This is a genomic window from Siphonobacter sp. SORGH_AS_0500, assembly GCF_002838835.1.
Classification (GTDB): domain Bacteria; phylum Bacteroidota; class Bacteroidia; order Cytophagales; family Spirosomataceae; genus Siphonobacter.
In genome coordinates, this window is sequence record NZ_NHPP01000031.1 from 1 (window position 1) to 8,049 (window position 8,049).

General features: G+C 46.6%; 4 protein-coding genes, 1 tRNA gene and 1 pseudogene. 2 read left to right on the plus strand and 4 right to left on the minus strand.

What is annotated here, in order from left to right; genetic code table 11:
• Positions 1-870 precede the first annotated feature (870 nt).
• The 4 genes from BWI96_RS21335 to BWI96_RS21350 all read right to left on the minus strand — a co-directional run bounded on the left by BWI96_RS21335 (position 871) and on the right by BWI96_RS21350 (position 5,344).
• Positions 871-941, minus strand: a tRNA-Gln gene (locus tag BWI96_RS21335).
• 134 nt (positions 942-1,075) lie between these two features.
• Positions 1,076-1,966, minus strand: coding sequence for an ACP S-malonyltransferase (fabD, locus tag BWI96_RS21340; protein ID WP_106638523.1), 891 nt, complete (start codon positions 1,964-1,966; stop codon positions 1,076-1,078).
• Positions 1,967-2,009: 43 nt separating this feature from the next.
• Positions 2,010-2,396, minus strand: a complete 387-nt coding sequence (locus BWI96_RS21345) for a thiol-disulfide oxidoreductase DCC family protein (RefSeq protein WP_106638524.1) — start codon at positions 2,394-2,396, stop codon at positions 2,010-2,012.
• A 107-nt stretch (positions 2,397-2,503) separates the two neighbouring features.
• The gene (locus tag BWI96_RS21350; RefSeq protein WP_106638525.1) at positions 2,504-5,344 is read right to left on the minus strand and encodes a gliding motility-associated C-terminal domain-containing protein; all 2,841 of its coding nucleotides are present in this window, start codon (positions 5,342-5,344) and stop codon (positions 2,504-2,506) included.
• Positions 5,345-5,752: 408 nt separating this feature from the next.
• Between BWI96_RS21350 and BWI96_RS21355 the strand changes: the two genes are divergently transcribed.
• Both BWI96_RS21355 and sdhA read left to right on the plus strand, forming a co-directional pair.
• Entirely contained in the window at positions 5,753-6,541 is a 789-nt protein-coding gene (locus tag BWI96_RS21355) for a succinate dehydrogenase cytochrome b subunit (protein WP_106638526.1), read from the plus strand.
• A 204-nt stretch (positions 6,542-6,745) separates the two neighbouring features.
• Positions 6,746-8,049, plus strand: a pseudogene (gene sdhA / locus BWI96_RS21360) (succinate dehydrogenase (quinone) flavoprotein subunit); the annotation flags it as partial.

Genomic DNA, 8,049 nt, shown 5'->3' on the forward strand with positions numbered 1-8,049 from the left:
GATTCATCTTGAAAAAGTGGAGCCGGGACCGGGCGAGAAATCGACCCGGTTCCGCGTTCTCATCGATTGCCAGTTTGAACATCTAGGCAGGATTTACACAACATCTTAGAGTGTTTTAAAAATGACCTATTAGTATAATACAACTAATCTGGATGCTCTTCCTTCGACTAAGTCTGATTATCTCTATAATCTTCAAATCGGAGAGCAAGAAATCGGCATGAAACAATCCCATTAGGCAGCAATCAGATTTTTTTATCTGATTTATCGGAGGAGATCATAAGCCTACGTCATGCCCAACTGATATACAAAATGGTTTCGACTATTCTGACAGACGTTCTGGATTAACTAAGTAATCCATCCATCCCTAAAATAAAACAACCCCATGAAAAAGTTTATCATCCTGGCCGGAGTACTGGCCGCTACTAAATTCTCTTTCGCTCAGATTGAGCCTGTTACTCAATCAACATCAGGGCCAATACGCTCATGATCCAGACCGTTTACGTCAATCGGCAGAACGTGCATTGATGGAGCCCGTCTCCTGACCCGTGCGGTTTTTGGAGATGATCCGCACGGGTCAGGAGACGGGCTACTATGCCCTTGATCCTCAAATTGAAATGAGGGTTCGCAAGAGGATTATACAAGCTCTAGAGAAGTTCCAATCTCTCATTTTATCTATCCACACCCCTTGAAATATAAAAAAGTATCTAATAACCTGACTTTTGGGCCTAGTATTGTTGCTTTCCTTTGCTTAGGGCGATACATCGAATTGTGAACAAAAGCACGAAAATCAGGGATCGTAAACGGGATTAATAGCAGAAAACCCCTTCAGGATGCTCCTAAAGGGGTTTTCTTTTAATCTAAAAATTTTCGTTGACCGACAAGGATTCGAACCCTGAATAAGAGAACCAAAATCTCCTGTGTTACCATTACACCATCGGTCATTTCCGTTTTGGTGGTGCAAAGATAAGGGCATTTTTTCACCCTTGTCAAGTCCTCACTAAAAATAATTTCACATTCAAATGATCATTTTTGGTTAACTCACTGAATACGAATGTTTTTTAGTCTGAATTTTTTTTTACACGCCAGCCGTTTCCGCAGAAGCGTCAATTTTTTTAACTAAACCCTGCAATACTTTGCCTGGACCGCATTCTACGAACAGAGTTGCTCCGTCGGCACGCATGGCCTGAATGGACTGGGTCCAGCGTACGGGGGCCGTTAATTGGGCAATGAGGTTGGCTTTAATAGCGTCGATTTGAGTCGCAGGCAGGGCATTTACGTTTTGGTAAATGGGGAATTTTGCGGTGTGGAAAGGCGTCACTTCAATGGCGGCTGCTAGTTCCTCACGGGCGGGTTCCATGATGGGTGAGTGGAAGGCTCCGCCAACGGGCAGGGGCAACACGCGTTTAGCTCCGGCTTCCTTCAGTTTTTCACCGGCGATACGAACGCCTTCCTGCGAGCCGGAAATAACCAACTGGCCGGGACAGTTATAGTTAGCGGCAACCACTACTTCACCCGTTTCCTTCATCACCTGCTCACAAATACCCGCTACCTGTTCATCAGGAAGCGAACTTAATACGGCTGCCATCGTTGAAGAGGCCGTGATTTCACAGGCTCTCTGCATGGCTAAAGCCCGTTTCGAAACCAGTGATACGCCGTCTTCAAATGATAAAACACCCGCCGTTACCAGAGCAGAGAACTCACCCAGAGAGTGACCTGCCACCATATCAGGCTTTAGGTCGGGCGTGATGGCTGCCAGAATAACGGAATGAAGGAAAATAGCCGGTTGTGTTACTTTCGTTTGCTTCAGTTCCTCATCGGTACCATTGAACATGATATCTGTAATGCGGAAACCTAAAATATCGTTGGCTTTTTCGAAAAGAATACGGGCTTCTTCTGAAGATTCATAGAGGTCTTTCCCCATTCCCGAAAATTGCGATCCCTGACCCGGGAAAACATAAGCTTTCATGCTGATAAGTTTGTTCTGACCGCAAAAATAGGATGAACTGGGCTTATCCAACAAAACGGGCCCGTTCTTCGAGACTGGGAAGTCGGCAGGCTTCGCGTTTTCCGAACCAGGTGTAACGATTTCGGGCTATTAAATTATAAACCCCATTCCGGAGGAAAAGGGGTAAAAACCGGAACGCCCAGAGCCATTTCCAGCCTTTTACATGTTTAGCAATGCGTAAGGCCGCTTCTGATTTTTCGTATAAACAGCCGTCTTCCCAAAGAATAACACTGTCAAAATTGGTAATGGAACGCTTGTTCTTTTTCAGTAACTCCTGCCCAAATTCCGACTGTAAGGAAGCAAACCGATGCCGACCCTCGTCGTGGTCAATGATGTAATTAATGGTGGAATTACAAAAGTTACAAACGCCATCGAAAAGAATTACCGCCATAAGGAATGCATCATTTCTTATGGGACAATTTCGGCAAAAGAATCGTTCGCTAATGAAAAAAGGAACCGCCCAGCAGTTCCTTTTTCGTTACTAAATTATGAATCAGATTAGCGAATGATTTGCACCCAGCTCTTCAATGTTACGGGGCGATCTTCTTCGGATTTATTCAGGCGTTCGTACCGAACCTGAGCCTCGAAGTAATACGTTCCAGCGGCTAGTTCTTTACCGCTATCCGTACGGCCATCCCACTGGATCAGAGGATTATCGTTGCTTTCATAGACTTTCACACCCCAGCGATTAAACACCCGGAAGCGAACTTCTTTCACGAAGCGAGGACAACGGATGGGCTCAAAGGTATCGTTTTTGCCGTCATTATTAGGCGTGATTACATTCGGTAAGGTAAAGTCAGGACAGTTGTCTTTACAAACCGTGTTACTGGGTAATGATTCCACGCCAAACCGGTTCACGGTTGTCACGTAATAGCAACCCGCGTAACTGCTCAGGTTTTCGTGCAGATAGGTGCGGCTTGGGAAAGGCACTTCTCCAATTTTAGCAAAATCACCCGTGTCTTCGTAGCGTTTGTAATAAACGTTGTAATGTACGATGTTGGGATCACAAGCTGCTCCGTTGGGCCCTGTTGTGGCATCAGTCCAATTTAGCGTATTGCGGAAAGGAGCTTCCTCACAAGTGCCCTGAACATAGCTGGCACAATCGAGCAGATTCAGCGAAAGTACCGGCGGACAAGGACGAGTAGTATCCGTTGGTGTCAGACACAGACGTTGTGAGAAGTTATACAACAAGCCCGGATGAATGCTATTATCGTTGTAAGAGCCTACCGTTTCAACGCGGTAACAATACGTCGAATCCGGTGAAAGCGTAGTACTGATGTCGCCATCAGAAGTAACATTGTCGCGGCCATTATCAGTATAGGTATAAGAACCAGAGCCGGTGACTGCTACCTGCTGAATCAGGTTAAACACGCCGGGTCTTACCTGACGGTAGACACGGTGCGTCTGGTTGTCGTTACTCCAGGGAACATTAGCCTGCCAGCTCAATTGAACGGACCGCGATTGAGGCGTTCCACTCAAACGAACGCTACTGGCCGCCTGCGAAGAATCTGAACGTACCCCTGCTGTTGTATATAAATCCACCCGATACCGGTAGGCATTCGCTTCCGTATTCAAACCCTGATCTACGAAAACGGTGTCTGCTGTTTTAGGAGCTGATAAATTAGTCGTAATCGTGCCTACTCTGGTATAACCCGTACCATTTAAACCCGTAGCCCGGAAAATACGATACTCACGCGTACCTGTCACTTCTGGGCGAGTCCATTTTACGGTGATCTGTCCGGCAGTAGTACTGGTTTCATCAACGGTAACGTTCGTGATGTAAATTGCCTGTTTAGGTAAAGCCTGACAAGACTCATTCGAGTAAGTACTACTGAAACGGGTCAGGTTATTGGGGCCGGGGAATGAAACAGCGATCCGATAACTATAGACTGTATTAGGACGTAAACTGGTTGAGTTATCCGTATACGAGGTCTGTGTAGCAGGTACGCGAGCTACTTCGGTATAACCCGGGGGTGGTCCAGGGCTACAGAGGTTGGGCGTAAGGGCAGTACATCCCACTTTTCGATAAATAACAATTTCTGCACCAGCTACCTGACAGGGATAGGCTGCCCAGGTTAAGTTATACGCTGTTCCGTTGGCTACTGCCTGTAAGTTTGTTGGAGCGGGGGCTACTACGCGAATGTTAACCGTTTTGCTATCTACCAGATAGGGTTGCACCGAACCGGGCTGATCGGCTACTTTAAACAAGACTTCATACGGCAAGGCCCGGATGTGATCGCAACTGGTTTGCCAACTGAATGATCCCGTTCCGGGTGAACTCTGAATGGTAGAAGGAACGGTAAACGTAGCAAAAGGAGCAGTAATGAGAGCTGGATTTTGTTGATAAACGGCTCCGGTAGAGGAAATGATGACGCGGTTATTGTCAGGATCGGTTCCGCGAACGGTAAAGTTTACCACTTTTCCTGCTTCAATACAGATGTCTCCGGGTACTTCAATGGTAGGACGTTTGTTCTGACAATCTCGCACGGTAATCTGCATGTCACGGGTTATTTCACCGATTTTAATACCGTTTCGCCACTCTTCAATGACAAACGCCAGGTTGTACTGACCGACGCAGCGGGGGGCATCCCAAACCAGATCACCCGTCACAGGATTGATGCTATAAGTAGCGGCTCCGGTTCCGGCTTCGTTTTGGGCATTACAACCAGGCACCTGATTAGGATAAACAATACTGGGAACCAGGAAACCGCGGCAGGATTCACCTACGTTAGTAGTTTTATTCTGAGTAATTCTGTACGCTAAACTATCTCCGTCTGCATCTACTGCATTGGGGTTGTGAATGTAACGCTGACCCACGCAGGCATTGAAATCTACGGGTGGGTTTAACATGACGGGCGTGCTGTTTAAGCCCAGAAATGAGTTAATAGCCAGAGTAGATTCAACGTAGAAAGGATATTGCGAAGAGTTTCCATTCGTGATATTGATGGTACCCGTATTTCGGTTATCAATACCAACAGATATGGTATAGGTATTGGGAGCATTGAACGTATGAATGACCTTGAAAATTAGTCGCCGGGTGTCATTTCCTACATCTACCACACCGCCATTGGGTAAGCCCTGAGTAAATAAAGGCGTATTCTGCACCGGAGTACCATCACCAAAACAGAAATTAACACCCGAACCGGCAGTATTTCGCGTGGCATCTGCTCCGTTAGCCCAGTCGCAATAAATCGTTAAGGTAAGTTCATAGGTAAGGGCTGTAGATGAAATACGGCGGGAGGTAATCTCACCGGCCCGAACGTGAGTAGCCCAGGCTGAGTGAGCTAGTCCACAGATAGTAATGGCCAGTAATACAAAATAACGGTAAAGGGTTCTCATGCTACGCAGGTATAATCAAGATCGATACGGATACTTAGGATAAAGGGGTACAAACAATAGAATACAACACAACAAGTGAACAAAGGTAAAGCTTCCAACGAGGTTGTAAAGGTCTATTTTAAGGAGTAGATATTTTGCAAAATACTCCTCGTCCTAACAACTTTTTCAACACCGTATAGGTTTAACTTAAGAGCAAATAGTTCCCGATATCAGTCCTCTAAATGGAGCCCGCCTCGAGTTGGATACGATGCCAATTTCAACATCTGAACGCTTTTCACGAGCAAAAGGTATTTTTAATTAGCAAAAAATCAAGAATCCACTTTGGCGGCCTACCGTTTGTGCCGTAGTTTTGAGGGCTAATTAGGGATAGTTCCCTCTATTTTTAACTGTTCTTCGAGTCAAAAAACGATGTCCTGGGTCACACAAACTTTTTCTAGTACGCTGGGCCGCAAGCTTATCATGTCTTTGACGGGGCTTTTCTTAAGCGTCTTCCTCATTGTACACGTGAGCGGTAACTTTCAATTGTTCCATAGCGATGAAGGATTAGGCTTTAACAAGTATGCCGTTTTCATGACGACATTTCCTCCGATTAAAGTAGTATCCTACGGCTTGTACGCGTTCATTCTTCTCCACGCCATTGATGGTCTGATGCTGGCGGCTAAAAACCGCAAAGCTCGTGGTCCTCAGCGTTACGTGGTGGTACACAACCAGAGCTCCTGGGCTAGCCGTAACATGGCTATTCTCGGAACGATCCTGCTGCTTTACATCGTCGTTCACATGCACGATTTCTGGTGGCAGTACAAGTTTGGCGAGGTGCCTTACCGTCAGTACGAGCAAAGTATGACTACGGGTGAAGTAACGTCATCTGCCTACAATGGTCCCGCCATCAAGGGTAAAATGGAAGAATTCGTACGCGAGGATACGCAAACACGGGTAACGATTGTTAAAGACCTGTACGCAGAAACCAAAGCCGCTTTCGCCAATCCTTTGCTGGTAGCCTTTTACCTGTTAGGAATGTGGGCATTGGCGTATCACTTGGTACACGGTTTCCAAAGTGCCTTCCAAACCTTGGGCTGGAATCACCCCAAATACAATCCCCTGATCCGTTTCGTGGGGGTGTGGGTATTTGGTATTGGTATTCCCCTGGCGTTTGCCGCAATGCCTGTTTATTTCTACATTAAAAGTTTGGGAGCATAAGTTCTCGCTTCTGAACTCCGATTCCTTTAGAACTCAGACCGGAGCTTTTTTCCGGAGTATATAAACTGAACTAATTCCATGGCAACATCACCTAAATTGGATGCCAAAATACCCGACGGGCCGTTGGAATCGAAGTGGACGAAATACCGCTCGACTGTACCGCTCGTTAACCCCGCTAACAAACGTAGCATTGAAGTAATCATCATTGGTACGGGTTTAGCTGGTGCTTCGGCTGCTTCAACACTAGCCGAACTAGGTTACAAAGTAAAAGCTTTTTGCTTCCAGGATTCTGCTCGCCGGGCTCACTCTATTGCGGCTCAGGGTGGTATCAATGCGGCAAAAACTATCAAAATGACGGTGACTCTGTTTACCGTTTATTCTACGATACCATTAAAGGTGGTGATTATCGGGCTCGTGAAGCAAACGTATACCGTTTAGCTGAAGTTTCTGGTAACATCATTGACCAATGTGTAGCGGCTGGTGTGCCTTTCGCTCGTGAATACGGCGGTTTGTTATCCAACCGTTCGTTCGGGGGGACCCAGGTACAGCGGACGTTCTACGCAGCAGGTCAGACAGGTCAGCAGTTGTTACTTGGTGCTTACTCTGGCTTACAACGTCAGGTAGGAGCGGGTACGGTTGAAATGTATACCCGTCATGAGATGCTGGACATTGTCATGATCGATGGTAAATGTCGTGGTATCATTGCCCGTAACCTGGTAACAGGTGAATTAGAGCGTCACTTCGGTCACGCGGTATTACTTTGTACAGGTGGATATGGTAACGTATTCTATCTGTCAACGAATGCCATGGGCTCTAACGTAACGGCTGCCTGGAAAGCTCACCGTAAAGGTGCATTCTTCGGTAACCCTTGCTTTACCCAAATTCACCCTACTTGTATTCCCGTTTCAGGAGACCATCAGTCGAAACTGACACTGATGTCAGAGTCGTTGCGTAACGATGGTCGGATCTGGGTTCCTAAAAAACAGAATGATAATCGCCCCGCCGATCAGATTCCTGAAGACGAGCGTGATTATTACCTGGAGCGTCGTTACCCAGCGTTTGGTAACCTCGTGCCTCGTGACATTGCGAGCCGGGCTGCCAAAGAGCGTTGCGATGCGGGTTATGGCGTAGGTACTTCTAAAATGGCCGTTTACCTGGATTACTATGCCGCTTACGAGCGTTATGGTAAAGGAGAGGTTAATAAAAGAGGTATTCACAATGCTTCCCATGACCAGATTCTGGAATTGGGTAAAGCCGTTGTCAAAGAAAAATACGGTAACCTTTTTGATATGTATAAGCAGATCACGGGTGAAGATCCCTACGTGGTGCCTATGCGTATCTATCCTGCCGTTCACTATACCATGGGTGGTTTATGGGTTGATTATAACCTCATGACTACCGTTCCTGGTCTTTACGCCTTAGGTGAAGCCAACTTCTCGGATCACGGTGCCAACCGTCTCGGAGCCTCTGCTTTGATGCAGGGTCTGGCTGATGGATACTTCGTTATT